18 protein-coding genes are annotated in these 17,454 nt (G+C 44.4%); 16 read left to right on the forward strand and 2 right to left on the reverse strand.

The genetic code is table 11. The annotated features are described in order from the left end of the window. Positions 1-33 precede the first annotated feature (33 nt). A complete protein-coding gene (locus E4T82_RS10840) occupies positions 34-1,035 on the reverse strand; it encodes a LacI family DNA-binding transcriptional regulator (RefSeq protein ID WP_135182808.1) in 1,002 nt (333 codons plus the stop codon). Positions 1,036-1,185: 150 nt separating this feature from the next. Between E4T82_RS10840 and E4T82_RS10845 the strand changes: the two genes are divergently transcribed. The 16 genes from E4T82_RS10845 to E4T82_RS10920 all read left to right on the forward strand — a co-directional run bounded on the left by E4T82_RS10845 (position 1,186) and on the right by E4T82_RS10920 (position 15,318). Then, positions 1,186-2,358, forward strand: a complete 1,173-nt coding sequence (locus tag E4T82_RS10845; protein WP_135182809.1) for a galactokinase — start codon at positions 1,186-1,188, stop codon at positions 2,356-2,358. A 13-nt stretch (positions 2,359-2,371) separates the two neighbouring features. Then, a complete protein-coding gene (gene galT / locus E4T82_RS10850) occupies positions 2,372-3,859 on the forward strand; it encodes a UDP-glucose--hexose-1-phosphate uridylyltransferase (protein WP_135182810.1) in 1,488 nt (495 codons plus the stop codon). Between the two features lie 271 nt (positions 3,860-4,130). After that, complete coding sequence (locus tag E4T82_RS10855) at positions 4,131-5,057, forward strand: DMT family transporter (RefSeq protein WP_135182811.1); 927 nt, start codon at positions 4,131-4,133, stop codon at positions 5,055-5,057. A 63-nt stretch (positions 5,058-5,120) separates the two neighbouring features. Then, positions 5,121-5,747, forward strand: coding sequence for a copper homeostasis protein CutC (locus E4T82_RS10860; RefSeq protein ID WP_135182812.1), 627 nt, complete (start codon positions 5,121-5,123; stop codon positions 5,745-5,747). Positions 5,748-5,914: 167 nt separating this feature from the next. Continuing rightward, positions 5,915-6,115, forward strand: a complete 201-nt coding sequence (locus E4T82_RS10865) for a hypothetical protein (RefSeq protein ID WP_135182813.1) — start codon at positions 5,915-5,917, stop codon at positions 6,113-6,115. Next, positions 6,102-6,533 (forward strand): hypothetical protein, encoded by a 432-nt coding sequence (locus E4T82_RS10870; protein WP_135182814.1) that lies wholly within the window; start codon positions 6,102-6,104, stop codon positions 6,531-6,533. The genes E4T82_RS10865 and E4T82_RS10870 overlap by 14 nt, the downstream gene beginning before the upstream one ends. Positions 6,534-6,823: 290 nt before the next feature. Continuing rightward, a complete protein-coding gene (locus E4T82_RS10875) occupies positions 6,824-7,351 on the forward strand; it encodes a YqeG family HAD IIIA-type phosphatase (protein ID WP_135182815.1) in 528 nt (175 codons plus the stop codon). Next, positions 7,352-8,458 (forward strand): ribosome biogenesis GTPase YqeH, encoded by a 1,107-nt coding sequence (yqeH, locus tag E4T82_RS10880; protein ID WP_135182816.1) that lies wholly within the window; start codon positions 7,352-7,354, stop codon positions 8,456-8,458. 14 nt (positions 8,459-8,472) lie between these two features. Next, positions 8,473-8,784, forward strand: coding sequence for a ribosome assembly RNA-binding protein YhbY (gene yhbY, locus E4T82_RS10885; RefSeq protein WP_135182817.1), 312 nt, complete (start codon positions 8,473-8,475; stop codon positions 8,782-8,784). Between the two features lie 42 nt (positions 8,785-8,826). Further along, positions 8,827-9,459: a nicotinate-nucleotide adenylyltransferase gene (locus tag E4T82_RS10890; RefSeq protein ID WP_135182818.1), complete on the forward strand. Its 633-nt coding sequence runs from the start codon at positions 8,827-8,829 to the stop codon at positions 9,457-9,459. Next, the gene (yqeK, locus tag E4T82_RS10895) at positions 9,456-10,037 is read left to right on the forward strand and encodes a bis(5'-nucleosyl)-tetraphosphatase (symmetrical) YqeK (RefSeq protein ID WP_135182819.1); all 582 of its coding nucleotides are present in this window, start codon (positions 9,456-9,458) and stop codon (positions 10,035-10,037) included. Before E4T82_RS10890 ends, yqeK begins: the two co-directional genes overlap by 4 nt. Positions 10,038-10,059: 22 nt before the next feature. Beyond that, a complete protein-coding gene (rsfS, locus tag E4T82_RS10900) occupies positions 10,060-10,410 on the forward strand; it encodes a ribosome silencing factor (RefSeq protein ID WP_135182820.1) in 351 nt (116 codons plus the stop codon). A 226-nt stretch (positions 10,411-10,636) separates the two neighbouring features. Continuing rightward, entirely contained in the window at positions 10,637-11,371 is a 735-nt protein-coding gene (locus tag E4T82_RS10905; protein ID WP_135182821.1) for a class I SAM-dependent DNA methyltransferase, read from the forward strand. Beyond that, positions 11,368-12,465: a nucleotidyltransferase gene (locus E4T82_RS10910; protein WP_135182822.1), complete on the forward strand. Its 1,098-nt coding sequence runs from the start codon at positions 11,368-11,370 to the stop codon at positions 12,463-12,465. Before E4T82_RS10905 ends, E4T82_RS10910 begins: the two co-directional genes overlap by 4 nt. A 24-nt stretch (positions 12,466-12,489) precedes the next feature. Beyond that, positions 12,490-12,900 carry a peptide deformylase gene (locus E4T82_RS10915; protein ID WP_135182823.1) on the forward strand — a complete coding sequence of 137 codons (411 nt, stop codon included), beginning with the start codon at positions 12,490-12,492 and terminating at the stop codon, positions 12,898-12,900. Positions 12,901-13,221: 321 nt separating this feature from the next. Then, positions 13,222-15,318 carry an AAA family ATPase gene (locus tag E4T82_RS10920; protein ID WP_135182824.1) on the forward strand — a complete coding sequence of 699 codons (2,097 nt, stop codon included), beginning with the start codon at positions 13,222-13,224 and terminating at the stop codon, positions 15,316-15,318. 243 nt (positions 15,319-15,561) lie between these two features. Here E4T82_RS10920 and E4T82_RS10925 read toward each other — a convergent pair whose 3' ends face one another. Continuing rightward, the gene (locus E4T82_RS10925) at positions 15,562-16,272 is read right to left on the reverse strand and encodes a GntR family transcriptional regulator (protein ID WP_209304582.1); all 711 of its coding nucleotides are present in this window, start codon (positions 16,270-16,272) and stop codon (positions 15,562-15,564) included. Positions 16,273-17,454 lie beyond the last annotated feature (1,182 nt).

Below are 17,454 nucleotides of genomic sequence, written 5' to 3' on the forward strand. Positions count from 1 at the left end.
GTTGGTTTTGAGCCTTTTCAGCTACTTCATTCTTTATAAACTGCTCCCTCTCAAGGTTAATTGTGTGCCAAGTTTCACCATACGGGGGTGGTAGGTGGTCGGTTTCTTCAGCATGGTGTCCACTAGGTCAACTGCTTGAATCCCCATTTCTTCGGTAAAGACCGTGATGCTTGACAGGGCAGGGTAGACTTGCTTGGTAATCGGGGTATCGTTAAAGGTGATGATTTGAACCCGATTTGGAATGGCGATTTGGGCTTCGTGTAAGGCGCGGAGGGCACCGACTGCGAGGCTATCATTGGCAACGAAAAAGGCTGTTGGCAAGTCGTCTCCTAACTTATCAATGGCTTCTTTCATGAGCTGGTAGCCCGATTGGCTGGTAAAGGCCCCTGTAAAGACAAAGCGGTCTTGGTATAGGTCACGAGCAGACAGGTATTGTTTGAAGGTCCGCAATCTTGGGTCTAACAAGGTTACTTCCTTGTCGTAGGTCTCTTCTTGACCGGCAATCATACCGATTTCTCTAATCCCTTGCTCAAGATAGTGGTCAATCACTTGCATGACAGAGCGATTAAAGTCCGTCGTCACGCAGGAAAATCCGTCTGCCAGCGTATCAAAATCCACAAAGACCAATGGTTTATGGAAATGAGCGAGTTCAGTCATCTGTTGTTGACTAAATTTTCCAATGGCAATGAGAGCGTCTACCTCTTTTAGAAGAGGAGAAGAAATATTATGGAAACAGCGAACGATGTCATAGCCCAATTCTAGGGCTCGTTGTTCCAAGCTAATCCGAATGGAGTAGTAGTAGAGATCATCCAATTCCCTGCTTTCAGTATACCATTGGAGGATTCCGATTTTTCGGATGATGCTGTCAGGACGCTGTTTGCTCAGATGTTTGGTATAGCCTAATTCTTGGGCGATGGCAAAGACCTTTTTGCGCGTGTCAGGGCTAACGGATAAGTTCGCATCTTCTTTTAAGACACGGGACACGGTGGCAGTAGATAACTTCGTTTTTTGTGCAATATCTTTTAAAGTAACCATAATCTTCTCCTCAGTTCTCTTTCATTATACCACAGTTTATACGAGAATTTGCTAAAGCAATTGTTTTTAGTAAATTTTACTAAAAATGTTGACAAACGAATCAAATCAGTTTACAATGAAATAAAAACGGTTACAAGAGGAGGACTGTCTATGAACACAGTAGAGCTTCAACAGGCTTTTGAAGGAGTTTTCGGAAAGGAAGCAGATGCGACCTTCTTTTCTCCAGGACGGATTAACTTGATAGGAGAGCACACAGATTACAATGGTGGGCATGTCTTTCCTGCTGCGATTACCTTGGGGACTTACGGAGCAGCTCGTAAACGTGAAGATCAATTGTTGCGCTTTTACTCTGCTAACTTCGAAGAACTTGGCATTATCGAAGTAAAATTAGAAAGCTTGGTCTATGATAAGGCAGACAACTGGACCAACTATGCCAAAGGTGTCTTAAAGTATCTACAAGAGGCAGGGCATCGGATTGATTGCGGTATGGATGTCTTTGTCTATGGCAATATTCCAAACGGTTCTGGCTTATCATCGTCTGCTTCCTTAGAATTATTGATCGGGATTATCGCAGAGGAATTGTTTAACTTGGACTTGACCCGTCTTGACTTGGTAAAGATAGGTAAGCAGACGGAGAATCAATTCATCGGGGTTAATTCAGGGATTATGGATCAATTCGCTATCGGTATGGGAGCGGATCAGCGAGCAATTTATCTGGATACCAATACACTGGAATATGAATTAGTACCCCTTGACTTGGGCAATCATGTCATCGTGATTATGAATACCAACAAGCGTCGTGAATTGGCGGATTCCAAGTACAATGAACGCCGGGCAGAATGTGAAAAGGCAGTCGAAGAATTAAATGCCGTGTTACCTATTCAAACCTTGGGCGAACTTGATGCGCAAACCTTCGATGAGTACAGCTACTTGATTCAGGACGAAAATCGGATCAAGCGGGCTCGCCATGCCGTCTGGGAAAATCAGCGAACCTTGCAGGCAAGACAGGCCTTGGAAGCGGGAGATTTGCAGCAGTTTGGTCGCTTGGTCAATGCTTCTCATGTATCGTTGGAGCATGACTATGAAGTGACAGGTCTTGAATTGGATACCTTGGCACATACAGCTTGGCAACAAGAGGGTGTACTTGGGGCACGTATGACAGGTGCTGGTTTTGGTGGTTGCGGTATTGCTATTGTGGACAAGGACAAGGTTGAGGCATTCATCGAAACGGTTGGCAAGACCTATACAGAGATTGTGGGCTATGCACCGAGTTTTTATATTGCTGAAATTGCAGCAGGTTCCCGCGTTTTATCCAGAAAATAAGTAGGTAGAAGGAATGGTAAGAAGTGTAGTAGACAAGTTTGTAGACTGGGTCATCGCAGAAAGTGCGTATGAGGAGGTAGATCGAACCTATCTCTGCAATCGTATCATGGCACTTGTCGGTGAAGCAGGTGTGGAGAGAGAAAGTCATGCTCAGACACTCGTAGAGGCAAAGGATGAGTTGGTGGCGCTTGCTGTTGAAAATGGTTTCGTGGGTTTCTTGCTTGAAGAGCAGGAAGTGCTTGGGGCAGTGCTTATGGACTTTATCACACCCAGTCCGAGTCAGCTTAACCGAGAGTTTTGGACGCAATATGAGAGCAATCCAGACCAAGCGATTGCAGACTTTTATGACCTTAGTAAGCGCAACGATTACATCAAGGTCAAGGCGATTGCCAAGAATATCTACTATCAGGTGCCGACAGAGTATGGTGATTTGGAGATTACAATCAATTTGTCCAAGCCGGAGAAAGATCCCAAAGCCATTGCCGCAGCTAAATTGGTAGAGGCTTCTGACTATCCTAAGTGTCTCCTCTGTATGGAAAATGAGGGCTATCAAGGGCGGGTCAATCATCCTGCGCGTGCCAATCACCGAATTGTCCGTTTGGATTTGGGTGAGGAAAAATGGGGCTTTCAATACTCGCCCTATGCCTACTTTAATGAACATGCTATTTTCTTGAATACCGAGCATGTGCCAATGGCGATTACCCCAAAAACATTTGAGCAGTTGCTCGATTTGGTGGACCTCTTGCCAGGCTACTTTGTAGGCTCGAATTCCGATTTGCCCATATCGGGAGGTTCTATTCTCACCCACAATCATTATCAGGGGGGACGGCACCGCTTCGCTATGGAAAAGGCAGAAATGGAGCATTCGTTCACTTTTGCAGGATTTGAGGAGGTGAGTGCTGGTTTGGTCAAATGGCCCATGTCTGTGATTCGCTTGGCCTGTGAGGACAAGGGGCGTTTGGTAGAGTTGGCAACCAAGATTTTGGACAAATGGCGGAGCTACTCTGATGAAGCAGTACAGATATTTGCTTCGTCAAATGGCGAGCCCCACCATACGATTACTCCGATTGCCCGAAGAAAAGGAGAGCAATTTGAGTTGGACTTGGTTTTGCGAGACAATCAAACCTCAGAAGAATTTCCAAACGGTATCTATCATCCACATCCAGATGTGCAGCATATTAAGAAAGAAAATATCGGTCTAATCGAGGTCATGGGACTTGCGATTTTACCGCCTCGTCTCAAGGATGAACTACAGGAGGTGGAGGCTTATCTGCTAGGAGAAGTAGAAGAGGTCGTGGCTTATCACCAAGAATGGGCAGATGAGTTGAAGAGACAGCATCCAGAGGTTTCCAAGGAGACAGTCACCCAGCTGGTGCGAAAGGCTGTGGGACAGGTCTTTGGTCGGGTGTTAGAGGATGCAGGCGTCTACAAACGGACACCAGAAGGTCAAGCAGCTTTCTTGCGCTTTGTGGAATACGTCGGTTTGGCAGATAGAAACTAATCTCCTATCCTAAGATTGGTCATTCAGACCTATATTTGAAAACATACAACAGCAAATCGCTTGACACAAGGCTATTCAGCCTGGGTTACAAGCGATTTTTGCTATTCATACTCTTTGAAAATCAAAAGGATACTTTGTCAACTTATCTTGATGAACTCCAGCTCTATCTGCGATTGCGTTTCCTCGTCTATTTTTGATTTTCTTTGAGTATCAAGATAGACTTTCTTGTGTTACAATGAGAGGAAGTGAAAACAAGGAGGAGATTGCGGAGATGAATGAGAAAGTAAAGGGAACGTTCTTGACTCTTATAGCAGGGCTTGCCTGGGGCTTATCAGGGGTCAGTGGGCAGTTTATCATGGCAAGGGGTGTGACGGTGGAAATGGTGACCGTTCTGCGCTTGGTGATTTCAGGTGTCCTCTTAGTTGCCCTAGCTATCTATCAAAATCCACAGCAACTTAAGCGATTATGTTCTGATAAAAAGGCAGTGATTCGCTTGTTTCTCTTTTCGATTTTTGGTCTGGTCTTGAATCAGACAGCCTATCTAACGGCAATCTACCATACCAATGCAGGGACAGCGAAGGTATTGCAATACCTATGTCCCATTTTGGTTCTAGCCTATGTTTGTATCCAGCAGAGACAAAAGCCGACAGCCGTTGAAGTCTTTGCGATCTTGCTTGCCCTTGCAGGGACCTTTCTGATTGCGACCCACGGGCAGGTCAATCAGTTAGCCATGACACCGAAAGGTCTATTCTGGGGCTTATTTTCTGCGGTCACTTATGCCCTTTATATTATTTTACCAATCCCTCTCATCAAACAATACGGGAGCTTGACTGTGATTGGGATTTCCATGCTGTTAGGGTCTATTGAAGTCAGTCTCTTTTTCCAGCCTTGGAGGCAGGTTGTGCCCTTTAATGGAGAGATTTTTTGGGGCTTGGTTGGTATCGTAGGAGTTGGGACTGTCTTTGCTTACACCGCCTTTTTAAAAGGAGTGAGCATGGTGGGTCAGGTCACGGGAAGTCTCCTTGCCTCAATTGAGCCGATTGCCTCTGTCTTTTTTGCTGTTTTACTAGTCCATGAAATCTTTTATCCAATTGATTTTGTTGGGATGATCCTGATTTTGCTTGCTGTCCTATTTGTTTCTGTAAAGGATATGGTACTAGCAAGAAAAAATAGAAATATTCCAAGGGTAAAGGAGTAAGTGCGCCACTTGCTCTTTTTTATGTTATACTAAAAGAAAAGGCTTACATAAGGGAGAGTACAAATGAAAGAATTTTGTGCAGAGAATCATGTACGCGTTGCGCAAGCCATTGCCCTAGGTGCGGGTCGGATTGAGCTGTGTGACAATCTAGCGGTGGGTGGAACGACTCCTAGCTATGGTGTCATTGACACGGTGTGTGAACTGGCCCATGAACAGGGAGTGTCGGTCATGACCATGGTGCGGCCTCGTGGTGGTGATTTTTGCTACGATGTAGCAGAAAAGAAGATGATGTTAGAAGATGTAAGAATTGCCAAGGAATTGGGATCGGACGGCCTTGTTTTTGGAGCTCTTAACGAGGATAATTGGCTGGACGAGGCGTTTTTGCACCAACTGATTGCAGAAGCTGGACATCTTGAAACGGTTTTTCATATGGCTTTTGATAGGATTCCACGTAAACGGCAGTTTGAAGCAATGGACTGGCTAGTCGAACGTGGTGTGACACGGATATTAACTCGCGGTGGTATTCATGGAGCTGCGGCTGACAATATGGACTGGCTCAAGGAATTGATTGCCTACGCAGATGAACGCATTGAAATCCTTATCGGAGGGGGTGTTACGCGCGACAATGCAGAGTATGTGATGAAGGAGCTTGGTGTCACGCAGATTCACGGCACACGTTTGTTTTGGTAATGCTTACTAGGGTTTGTTTTCTAGTAAAATCACCTCGTAAAATAGGTATCACCTCTTCCTTGTTTGAATCGCATTGACAACTTTTGATATAATTTTGACAATTATTGTTTACAAAATAAACAAGATATGTTACACTGAATATAGTAAATGAAGAGGAGAGGAAATGGATGAAACGATTTGTATCCTATCTACCAGAAGTCAGTGTTTTTCTAGTATCGCTTGTTTCCCTTATATCATGGATTTTGAACGACTTAGGAATCTTGAATGTGCCAGATTGGTATTTGTCCCTCAATATCCCGACTATTGCTCTCTTTATCATGATGATGATTCTTATTTACAAGGAGGAAAAGAAAGATGACGCGCAATGAAAAAGTATTCGTGATAACAGGGACTCTAGTGGTACAGGTGGTACTAGTAGCAAGTTTTGTCTTTCAGTTGCTGTTCATTTTCTATCAATTAGCGACAGCTCGCCCTATCGCGACAGAGTATTGGCTTTCTTTGTTGGTGACAGCAGGTTTTATGGCTATCTTTGCTACTGGTATGTGTAAGGCAAAGGAAAATCTGAAGTCAACCAAACAAAAGAAACAATGCTTAAGGTTTGGCTACAATGGCTGGTTGTTCTTAGCGATTATTTACATGATTTTTTATATCTTGGTAGATACAAAGGTTATTTCTGCCACGCAACCCGTCAGCCTTCTCGTCTTGGCGATTGCAGTTGGCCTTTCTTCTAGTGTCAAAAAGGTGATTGAAAAGAAGCTCGATGAACAAAAGGACGACAGCGTTTAGAAATAGATAAACAGGTGCTTGATAGGAGTCAAGCGCTTTTGTTTTCCGGTCGCTATTTATCCCAAATTATGGTAAAATAAACTAATTGAGTTCTTCTATATAGAGAACGTAGAGAGCGAGACTGACAAAATTGAAGTGTGGTCAGTGAGCAGTGTTATACTCAATAAAAATCAAAAGTAGACTAGGAAACGAAAGCGAAGGTAGAACTGATGTTCACCGAGGCGAGTTGACAAAGTATCCTTTTGATTTTTGAAGAGTATTAGCCCGCTCTTAGGACAGTGGGGAATAGTGTGACGATTGAGAATTATATGCCAGATTTTGTGCTTGAGAAAGCCTATGATGTGACAGTAGAGAGTTTGCAAAAATACCACATCCGGACGGTTTTTGTGGACTTGGATAATACCTTGATTGCCTGGAACAATCCCGATGGAACCCCAGAGATGCGTCAGTGGCTACATGATTTACGAGATGCAGGTATCCATGTCGTGGTTGTTTCGAATAATAAATATGAGCGTGTCAAGCGCGCAGTGGAACGTTTTGGCATTGATTTTGAAGCTTTTGCTCTAAAACCTTTTACCGTTGGCATTGAGCGCGCCATCAAACGTTTTGGCATTAAGCGCGAAGAAGCGATTATGATTGGCGATCAGCTGATGACGGATATTCGAGCAGCCAAGCGGGCGGGGATTCGCTCGGTTTTGGTGCGACCGCTCATTGAGACAGACTCGATTAACACTCAAATTAATCGCTGGCGTGAACGCCGTATGATGAAAAAAATCACTGCCAAGTATGGCGCATTTGATTACAAGAGGGAAATGTAAGTGGAAGAATTGTATTGTATTGGTTGCGGAGCCTTGATTCAGACTGAGGAAACGGAAGAGGCAGGCTATACACCACCATCTGCCTTAGAAAAAGGACTAGAGGCAGGTCAGGTTTACTGCCAGCGGTGTTTCCGCCTCCGTCATTATAATGAAATTTCAGATGTTAATATTTCAGATGATGAGTTTCAGACCCTGCTTCATAGTGTCGGAGACAGTGACGCCTTGGTGGTCAATGTTGTTGATATTTTCGACTTCAACGGATCTGTTATACCGGGCTTGTCACGTTTTGTATCGGGCAATGATGTCCTCTTGGTCGGGAATAAAAAGGATATTTTGCCCAAGTCTGTCAAGGACGGAAAAGTCACCCAATGGCTAACGGAGCGGGCTCATGAAGTGGGCTTGCGCCCTGTAGATGTCATGCTGACATCTGCCCAAAACAAGTATGCTATTAAGGACTTGATTGAAAAGATTGAGCACTACCGTAAGGGTCGCGATGTCTATGTGGTCGGTGTCACCAATGTCGGGAAATCAACCTTGATTAACGCCATTATTCAGGAGATTACAGGAGCTAAGGATGTGATCACCACTTCTCGTTTCCCTGGGACAACCCTTGATAAGATTGAAATTCCCCTCGATGACGGGTCTTACATCTACGATACACCGGGGATTATTCATCGTCATCAGATGGCCCATTATTTGTCTGCGAAAAATTTGAGGTTTGCAAGTCCTCGTAAGGAAATTAGGCCTAAGACTTATCAGTTAAATCCTGAACAAACTCTCTTTTTAGCTGGTTTGGGACGATTTGACTTTGTCGCAGGAGAAAAACAAGGTTTTACTGCGTTTTTTGACAATGAATTAAAACTTCATCGCACCAAATTAGAGGGAGCGACAGCATTTTACCAAAAACACGCAGGCAGCTTGCTGGTGCCGCCAACCAGTGCAGAATTGGAGAACTTCCCAGAACTAGTCCGGCATGAATTTACCATCACCGAAAAAACAGATGTCGTCTTCTCAGGTTTAGGTTGGATTCGCATCAATGGCGTAGCCAAAATCGCAGCCTGGGCACCAAAGGGTGTTGGTGTTGTGATTCGCAAAGCAATTATATAGAAAAAGGAAATACTATGACATTAACATCAAAACAACGGGCCTTTCTCAACAGTCAGGCACATAGTTTGAAGCCTATTATTCAGATCGGAAAATACGGCTTGAATGACCAGATTAAGACCAGTGTTCGTCAGGCTTTAGACCGACGGGAGTTGATTAAGGTGACGCTGCTACAAAATACAGATGAAACTATCCATGATGTAGCGGAGACCTTGGAAGAAGAAATCGGAGTGGACACCGTTCAAAAGATTGGTCGGACCCTGATTCTCTTCAAGCAATCAACCAAGAAGGAAAATCGAAAACTTTCTGTCAAAGTGAGAGAAATCTAGTGGGCATGTCCCAAGAATGGATGAGTTGGATAAGGAGTCTACATGGCAATTGAGCTCTTAACACCCTTTACAAAGGTTGAGTTAGAAGTTGAAAAGAAAGAAACAAATCGCAAGCAAGTTGGTATTTTGGGAGGAAATTTCAATCCTGTTCATAATGCCCATTTAATTGTGGCTGATCAGGTTCGACAGCAGTTAAAATTAGATGAGGTCTTGCTGATGCCGGAATTTCTACCGCCTCATGTCGACAAAAAAGAAACGATTGATGAACTGCATCGGTATAACATGTTGAAAATGGCAATCGCAGGGATCGAAGGTCTTGGCATTGAAACGATTGAGCTAGAGCGCCGTGGTATCAGCTATACCTATGACACGATGAAACTCTTGAAGGAAAAGAACCCGGATACGGATTACTATTTCATCATCGGCGCAGATATGGTGGATTATTTGCCCAAGTGGCATCGGATTGATGAGTTGATTCAGCTGGTGCAATTTGTCGGTGTACAGCGACCACGTTACAAGGCGGGAACTTCCTATCCGATTATCTGGGTAGACGTTCCTTTAATGGACGTTTCATCCAGTATGGTTCGTCAATTTATCCAGCAAGGTCGTGTGCCAAACTTTATGCTACCACATGAGGTTTTGGACTACATTGAGGAAAAAGGATTGTACAAATGATAGCAGCAGATTTGTCCTTCGATCGTGAGAAACTCCTTGAAAAGATCAGCTCTGCCATGTCAGCAAAACGCTTCCGTCACGTCCTTGGTGTCGAAGCAGCAGCACTTGAACTAGCCCGCCAGTATGGCTGTGATGAAAAAAAAGCGAGCTTAGCGGCTCTCTTACATGACTATGCCAAGGAAGTAGACGAACAAGTCTTTCTGGACTTGATTGACCAGTATCAGTTGGGTGAGGACTTGAAAATTTGGGGCAATAATGTCTGGCATGGAATGGTAGGCATTTATAAAATCAAACAAGACTTTGGTATGCAAGACCAAGAAATTTTGCAGGCCATCGAACGCCACACAGTTGGTGCGGCACAGATGACCTTGCTTGATAAGGTTCTTTATGTAGCGGATTACATTGAGCCCAACCGTGATTTTCCAGGAGTTGATGAAGCAAGAAGATTAGCTAAAGTATCGCTGGAAAAAGCCGTGGCCTATGAAACAGCCCATACGGTAGCGCATCTAGCCACAAAAGGAATTCCCATCTATCCCCAAACGATTGAAACTTACAATGCTTATGTGGGGTATGTATAATAAGTAACCAATGAGGTAAAACGTGAAAGAAAAAGAATTAGTAGAATTGGTCATAAAAGCGGCCGATGAAAAACGTGCAGAAGAGATTGTCGCGCTTGATGTGACAAGCCTGACAAGTGTGACAGATTACTTTGTTATCGCAAGCTCCATGAACAGTCGTCAGCTTGAGGCGATTGCGGACAATATCCGTGAAAAAGTCAAAGAGGCGGGCTTTGCAGCGAGTCAAATCGAGGGTGATGCAGCAGGTGGCTGGGTCTTACTGGACCTTGGTGGCGTTGTAGTTCACATTTTCTCAGAAGAAATGCGTGCCCACTACAATCTTGAAAAATTATGGCATGAAGGCGAGAATGTCGACGTAGCTGACTGGTTGTAAGACCGTAGAAAGAATGTAGAACTCAGTTGCGAGCCGACTATTACTCTATAAAAATCAAAATCAAAATCTGGTTAGGCAATGAAACCGCGGGTAGTTGAAATAGTTGAGAACTATTTCAAGTTGGAAATAAGAAAAGTGCTACTTTTCTCAACAGTTCAGCAAGGTGAGTTAACGACATCAGGTTTTAATTTTTGACGAGTATGAGTTTTTTCAAGAAAGGAAATCCATGGCAACTTATGAAACTTTTGCTTCGGTCTACGATGCGATTATGGACGATGGTCTCTATGAGCAGTGGACCGATTTCAGTCTGAGACATTTTCCCAAAGGCAAGAAAAAATTGTTGGAACTAGCCTGTGGTACGGGGATTCAATCCATTCGATTTAAGGAAGCAGGCTTTGATGTGACAGGGCTTGACCTCAGTCGAGATATGCTGGATTTGGCCACAAAGCGCGCCCAAGAAGCAGGGCTTACAATTCCCTTCTTAGAGGGCAATATGCTCGATTTATCAAACCTTGAGCGTTTTGACATGGTGACCTGCTATTCTGATTCGATTTGCTATATGGAAGATGAGATCGAGGTCGGTCAGGTCTTTCAAGAGGTATACCAGCACCTCAATGAGGGCGGTGTTTTTCTCTTTGATGTGCATTCGACTTACCAAATGGATGAGGTTTTCCCCGGCTACAGCTATCATGAAAATGCGGAAGATTTTGCCTTTGTCTGGGACACTTATGCTGATGAACCACCGCATTCGATTGTGCACGAGTTGACTTTCTTTATACAGGAAGCAGACGGTCGTTTCAGCCGAGTGGATGAAATTCACGAAGAGCGAACCTACGACCTCTTGACCTATGATGTTTTACTGGAGCAGGCTGGTTTTAAAAATGTCAAGATCTATGCAGATTTTGAGGATAAGGAACCAAGAGAGACCAGTGCTCGCTGGTTCTTTGTGGCAGAAAAATGACCGTTACAGGTATTATTGCAGAGTTCAATCCGTTCCACAATGGGCATGCCTATCTGCTCTCACAAGCAGAGGGGCTAAAGATTGTTGCCATGAGTGGTAATTTCACTCAGCGGGGCGAGCCCGCCATTGTGGACAAATGGATGAGAGCTCAGATGGCGCTGGAAAATGGAGCAGATTTGGTTGTGGAATTGCCGTTTTTGGTCAGCGTGCAGGCGGCGGACTTTTTTGCCCAAGGAGCGGTGGATATTTTGGCTTGTCTAGGAATTGACCAGTTGACCTTTGGGACGGAAGAAGTCTTGGACTATGGGAAAATAGCAGAGCTGTACGAGGAAAAAAGTCTTGAAATGGCGGATTTTCTAGCCCACTTACCCGATAGGCTCAGCTACCCTGAAAAAACGCAGGCCATGTGGGAAAACTTTGCAGGCTTGAGCTTTTCGGGAAATATGCCCAACCATGTCCTTGCCCTTGCCTATGCCAAGGCGGTAGCAGGAAAAGGTATTGCCCTGTGTCCCATTAAGCGAAGAGGGGCGGGCTTTCATTCCTTGGAAGATGATGTGGAATTTGCCTCAGCAACGGCTCTCAGAAATCGGATAGGCGATGCAGATTTTGTTGCCACCTTTAGCCCAAGTGCGGATTTGCTAGCGCAAGCCCCCCAAGTGTCGTGGCAGGATTATTTTCCCTATTTGCGCTACCAAATTCTTTCCCATCCTGATTTGGCCAGTATTTACCAAGTCAATCAAGAAATGTCCAGTCGTATGAAAGAGGCCGTCAAAACAGCTTCTTCCCTTGAAGATTTGGTGGAAACGATTACGACCAAGCGCTATACCAAGGCACGAGTGAGAAGGCTTTTGACCTATATCTTGGTGCAGGCGAGCGAATCGCCACTCCCAGAAGCCATTCATGTGCTAGGCTTTACGGAAAAAGGGCGTAAGCATTTGGCAAGTTTGAAGCAGGAGGTGGCTCTCATCAGCCGAATTGGCAAAGAGCCGTGGGATAGCCTAACCCAGCAGGCAGACAGGATTTACCAACTAGGCCATTCCCAGCTGTTAGAGCAGAATTTCGGTCGCGTGCCGATTCGCGTGGGGACAAAATAGCAAGTCTAAGAAAGAGGAGATAAGATGATTCGACCAATTATGAAAGATATTTTCTTTTTACAGCAGCCATCAGAACCTGCAACCAAGGCAGATGTGGCGATTGGGCAGGACTTGCAGGATACCTTGTTGGCTCACCGCGATGCCTGTGTCGGAATGGCTGCTAATATGATTGGCGTTCGCAAGCGCATTATCATTGTTCATATGGGCTTCACCAATCTTGTCATGTACAATCCTGTTCTCGTAGCAGGTAGACAGCCCTACCAGACCGAGGAAAGTTGCCTGTCCTTAGAGGGCGTTCGCCCTACCAAGCGTTTTGAAGAAATCGAGGGTTCCTTTTTCGACCAAGATTGGCAGACCAAGCGTCTGACCTTAACAGGTTTTACCGCCCAGATTGTTCAACACGAGTTGGATCATTTGGAGGGGATTATTATTTGATGAAAAACGGAACTAAGTCGATAGATTTAGTTCTTTTTTTAAAATTAAAAATTGGTCAAAAAAGTTATTGACTTTTACTGACCAATGGTGTATACTAGGTAGTGTAAGGTTGGAAAACCTTATCAGACCAATAGTTGAAGGAATTTTTCTTTTTAAAGTATTGGTCAGTAAACGTCAAACGAAAGAATCAAATGAAACGTGAAGACTGGCTTTGTTTTCTTTTAAGAAATTGGTCAGAGATGGTCAAAGAAAACCGTCATCAGATTTATTTTTTAGGGTAAAGGTCAGTAAACGTCAAATATAAAAAACGAGGTATGAAATATGAACAACAACTACAACAACTTTAACAACATGGACGATCTTTTCAATCAGCTTATGGGGCGTATGCAGGGCTACAATACAGAGAGTCGCCGTTACCTTATCAATGGTCGCGAAGTGACGCCAGAAGAATTTGCTCATTATCGCTCAACTGGTCAATTGCCGCAAAGAGAGGAGCAAGAGGTGAAAGGTCACCATCCGCATTTCAAAAAAGATGGTATCCTTGCAAAACTTGGTCGCAACTTGACCGCTGAAGCACGTGAGGGCATGCTTGATCCAGTCATTGGCCGCAACAAGGAAATCCAAGAAACTGCTGAAATTCTTTCTCGCAGGACGAAGAACAATCCTGTTCTAGTCGGAGATGCTGGGGTTGGTAAGACAGCAGTTGTGGAAGGACTAGCGCAAGCCATCGTGCACGGAGATGTGCCAGCGGCGATTAAAAACAAGGAGTTGATTTCGATTGACATTTCAGGGCTTGAGGCAGGCACCCAGTACCGTGGTAGCTTTGAGGAAAATATCCAAAATCTGATGGCAGAAGTCAAAGAAATGGGCAATGTCATCGTCTTCTTTGATGAAATTCACCAAATTCTTGGTGCAGGAAGCACGGGAGAAGCAGGCTCCAAAGGACTTGCAGACATCTTGAAGCCAGCTCTTTCTCGGGGAGAATTGACCGTGATTGGAGCGACTACTCAAGATGAATACCGCAATACCATTTTGAAAAATGCAGCTCTGGCGCGCCGGTTCAATGAAGTCAAGGTCCATGCACCATCTGCAGAAGATACCTACAAAATCCTCCAAGGAATCCGCAACTTGTACGAAGCGCACCACAATGTCATCTTGCCAGATGAGGTCTTAAAAGCCGCGGTGGACTACTCTGTTCAATACATTCCCCAACGGAGCTTGCCAGATAAGGCGATTGATTTGCTCGATGTGACCGCAGCCCACTTGGCGGCCCAACATCCTGTGACAGACATTCATGCGATTGAATCAGAAATTGCCCAAGAAAAAGAAAAACAAGAGCAGGCTGTACAACGTGAAGACTACGAAGCAGCCTTGAATGCCAAGGTCCGCATTGAAGAATTGGAAAAACAGATTGAAAACCATGCTGAAGATACCAAGGTAACGGCAAGCATCAACGATGTAGCCGAGTCTATTGAGCGCATGACAGGTATTCCAGTCTCTCAAATGGGTTCAAGCGACATCGAACGTTTGAAAGAGATGAACAGCCGTCTCAAGACCAAGGTAATCGGTCAAAATGATGCGGTAGAGGCAGTCGCACGGGCCATTCGCAGAAATCGTGCAGGTTTCGATGAGGGCAACCGCCCCATTGGGAGCTTCCTCTTTGTCGGGCCGACCGGGGTTGGAAAGACGGAGTTAGCAAAGCAGCTCGCCCTTGACCTCTTTGGGACAAAAGACGCTATTATCCGCCTAGACATGTCTGAATATAGCGACCGTACAGCAGTTTCGAAGCTCATTGGTACAACGGCTGGATATGTAGGGTATGATGACAATAACAATACCCTGACCGAGCGTGTGCGTAGAAACCCTTATTCTATCGTTTTGCTTGACGAGATTGAAAAGGCAGACCCACAGGTTATCACGCTGTTACTCCAAGTCCTCGATGATGGGCATTTGACCGACGGCCAAGGAAATACCGTCAACTTTAAAAATACGGTCATCATTGCGACTTCAAATGCAGGATTTGGCTACGAAGGAGCTGCAAGTGATGAAGAGAAACCTGACATCATGGATCGTCTCAAACCGTTCTTCCGCCCAGAATTCCTCAATCGTTTCAATGCGGTGATTGAATTCCTCCACCTTGGTAAGAAAGACTTGGCAGAGATTGTCGATTTGATGTTGGCAGAAGTCAACCAAATGTTGGCGAAAAAAGACATGCAACTGGAAGTGACAGACAGCGCCAAAGAGTATTTGATTGAGCAAGGGTATGACGAAGTGATGGGCGTGCGCCCGCTGCGCCGTGTGATTGAGCAAGAAATCCGCGACAAGGTGACAGACTTCTACCTTGACCACCTAGATGCCAAGGAGCTTCTGGCAGCTATGGTAGAGGGTGAGTTACGCATTAGCGAAAAAGCAGCCTAGTCGGATTATGAGGGAAAAAGAAAGAGCTTGGGACAAACCATGATGAGCGCGTCGCGCTCACCCACAAAAGAATGTAATCTAGAAGATTACGTATAAAAGATTTTCACGTTAGAAATTCTATCATTTCCTATAGCATCTTCTACTAAAATATATACAAAAAACGAACAAAGAGAGAGTTTTAAGATGTTAACTCCTCCTTTGTTCGCTTTTTATTTGATAATCAGACTTTCGTCCCAGCCTCTTTTAGCGTGTCGCGGTGGAGGTAAAGGTGATTTTATCGGGACGATAGCTGATGCTGCCATATTGAAAGGCCTTGCCATTATCGAGGTAGCTGGTGCTAGTGACGACCACCACCATGTCGTATTCCCCTAAATCAAGGTTGTTCCGTTCTTCTTCATTGGCATAGCGGAAGAAAATTTCCCGCTCGGAATGGCTAATCGTGAGGTTGAGCTCCTGTTCCAAATAGCGATAAATCGAACCCTCTGCAATCTCGCGGTTGAGATAGGACACAATTCGGCGGTCAAAGTAGGAAATTTCATACTCGACACACTCTCCGTTAATGGTACGAGAGCGTCCCACCCGGTAAAAATCAACACTATCATCCACTTGGAAAGCCTCCATGAGAAGTGGCTCACCTTGGACGATGTAAAGGCTAGTCAGCTTGGTTTTAACATCGTGGGTATGGGGATGGTTCAGCTCGCCTACCGTTTTAATCTCTGACAAGGGCTGCGGCTTGGTTAATTGTGGTTCAAGCACGATGGAATTGCGTCCCTGCTGTTTGCGGATATAGCCGTCACGTTCAAGGAGGGATAGGGCCTTGCGAATGGTATCTTTTGAGAAATGGTAGTGATGCATCAGGTCGTTTTCGCTCGGCAACTCCTTATTTGCTGGAAATAAGCCAGCGATAATCTTTTCTTTTATATCTTCATAGACCTTTTTATACTTACTCATCATTGTTCCTCTCTTTTTATTAGTATAGCATAAAAGGTTAAAAATTTAATACGTACAACTCTTGGAAATATCCGCTGAATGACGTACAAGATAAAACTGTTACGCAGGACAAACCTGAGACTATCATCCCAAATTACGTAAAGAAATAGACCGTTCAAAAGTAATAGACTGTTGGTGGTTGTCAAATAGCAAATAAGACAAATGTATTGGTGGTAGCCAGTTGGACATACTCAATGATAAACAGCAAATGAATTGAACACAGCCCGCTTTACGGCTTTTGTATTTAGCTATTCTCAACAGGGTTTCAACAATCTAGGGACTGTTGAAGGTTGGAAATAAAACGAGCAATGCTCGTGTCAGCGACTTTTGTATCTTGTATCAATCAGAATTGTGTTCAAGCTAAAAGTCGCTATGAAAAAGATAGGCAGCTGTTCTCGCTTTAGCTGGTTACGGAAAGCGAGGTCCATTTGAAGAAGGTATCGCAACTTGGTTAAGTTATAGTTCCATGTTGGCGGTAGCTAGCTGGTTATTCACTGCGTTACACTTGTGACTAACCTAGCTATCCTCGCCGGGGTCTCACAACGAAGTTGCTAGCTTCAAAGGTATAGTATACCTTTGAAGGTGAGAAATAGGAGTTTGTGGAGCAAACTCTCCTCTAATACTTCGGCTGCCTATTTTTGCCGTAGCTGTTGCAGGCTATGCCTGCTTTACAGATACGGATACCCTTGTGGTACGGTCGCTTTTTTCACGCCCTCACATCTTATGTAATTGAGTTCGAGCTACAACTCACTGACAATTAAACTAATCCAGTGGATTAGTTTAACCCGAGCCAAGAAATAAGAAAGCGAGGATAAATCTCATTGGTTGCAAGGCAACCTGTTTCGATTTCCTATTTTGTCTAGGAGTTGTTTAACGCTCTCACATCTTGTTGAATTGAACACGCCCTAAACTCTATGCGAAAAAGACAACTACTCCTAGAAGCCTGCTCTTCTTCGTCGTAGTTTCTATTTTCGCTTTGAGTTTTTAACGGGCTTTGTATCTTATTCTAACTGTTACGTAGTAAGTGTCTAGAGTTTTGGGAAATCCGAAAAACTTAAATATATAATCGAAGAGAACTGAATAGGTTCTCTTTTTTCGTTGCTTAAAATTAGTGAAAGGACACAGGGCAGATGTCAAACAACATAG

This window comes from Streptococcus cuniculi (assembly GCF_004570575.1).
Taxonomy (GTDB): domain Bacteria; phylum Bacillota; class Bacilli; order Lactobacillales; family Streptococcaceae; genus Streptococcus; species Streptococcus cuniculi_A.

Excerpts from the sequence above, each read along its gene's own strand:
- E4T82_RS10840 (WP_135182808.1), bottom strand. The coding sequence starts at position 1,035 with ATGGTTACTTTAAAAGATATTGCACAAAAAACGAAGTTATCTACTGCC.
- E4T82_RS10845 (WP_135182809.1), top strand. The coding sequence starts at position 1,186 with ATGAACACAGTAGAGCTTCAACAGGCTTTTGAAGGAGTTTTCGGAAAG.
- galT (WP_135182810.1), top strand. The coding sequence starts at position 2,372 with ATGGTAAGAAGTGTAGTAGACAAGTTTGTAGACTGGGTCATCGCAGAA.
- E4T82_RS10855 (WP_135182811.1), top strand. The coding sequence starts at position 4,131 with ATGAATGAGAAAGTAAAGGGAACGTTCTTGACTCTTATAGCAGGGCTT.
- E4T82_RS10860 (WP_135182812.1), top strand. The coding sequence starts at position 5,121 with ATGAAAGAATTTTGTGCAGAGAATCATGTACGCGTTGCGCAAGCCATT.
- E4T82_RS10865 (WP_135182813.1), top strand. The coding sequence starts at position 5,915 with ATGAAACGATTTGTATCCTATCTACCAGAAGTCAGTGTTTTTCTAGTA.
- E4T82_RS10870 (WP_135182814.1), top strand. The coding sequence starts at position 6,102 with ATGACGCGCAATGAAAAAGTATTCGTGATAACAGGGACTCTAGTGGTA.
- yhbY (WP_135182817.1), top strand. The coding sequence starts at position 8,473 with ATGACATTAACATCAAAACAACGGGCCTTTCTCAACAGTCAGGCACAT.
- E4T82_RS10890 (WP_135182818.1), top strand. The coding sequence starts at position 8,827 with ATGGCAATTGAGCTCTTAACACCCTTTACAAAGGTTGAGTTAGAAGTT.
- yqeK (WP_135182819.1), top strand. The coding sequence starts at position 9,456 with ATGATAGCAGCAGATTTGTCCTTCGATCGTGAGAAACTCCTTGAAAAG.
- E4T82_RS10905 (WP_135182821.1), top strand. The coding sequence starts at position 10,637 with ATGGCAACTTATGAAACTTTTGCTTCGGTCTACGATGCGATTATGGAC.
- E4T82_RS10910 (WP_135182822.1), top strand. The coding sequence starts at position 11,368 with ATGACCGTTACAGGTATTATTGCAGAGTTCAATCCGTTCCACAATGGG.
- E4T82_RS10915 (WP_135182823.1), top strand. The coding sequence starts at position 12,490 with ATGATTCGACCAATTATGAAAGATATTTTCTTTTTACAGCAGCCATCA.
- E4T82_RS10920 (WP_135182824.1), top strand. The coding sequence starts at position 13,222 with ATGAACAACAACTACAACAACTTTAACAACATGGACGATCTTTTCAAT.
- E4T82_RS10925 (WP_209304582.1), bottom strand. The coding sequence starts at position 16,272 with ATGATGAGTAAGTATAAAAAGGTCTATGAAGATATAAAAGAAAAGATT.